Here is a 256-nt window from a genome sequence, read left to right as displayed (position 1 = left end):
AAGCAGATGAAACGCCGCTAACCAGGACGGGTAATGCTTATTTGCGCTATTACTTTGTACAAGCGGCCAATCTGGTTCGGCAACATGAGCCTGAATATCGGGATTTCTATGCCCGAAAGTACCGGGAAAGCAAAACCCATCATCATCGCCGCGCCTTGGTTCTCACAGCACGCAAGTTAGTGCGTATGGTTGATGCTCTGCTGCGCAGCAACCAACTTTACATGCCCCAGGGGCAAAGGAGGGATTCAAACTAAGG

General features: G+C 50.8%; 1 pseudogene. It reads left to right on the top strand.

Annotated features, from left to right (window positions below):
• A pseudogene (locus JDF658_RS14015) lies at positions 1-254 on the top strand (IS110 family transposase); the annotation flags it as partial.
• Positions 255-256 lie beyond the last annotated feature (2 nt).

It is taken from the genome of Carboxydocella sp. JDF658 (genome assembly GCF_002049395.1).
Classification (GTDB): Bacteria; Bacillota.
Note: the sequence above shows the minus strand (reverse complement) of the source record. Positions and strands in the feature narration are given on the sequence as shown.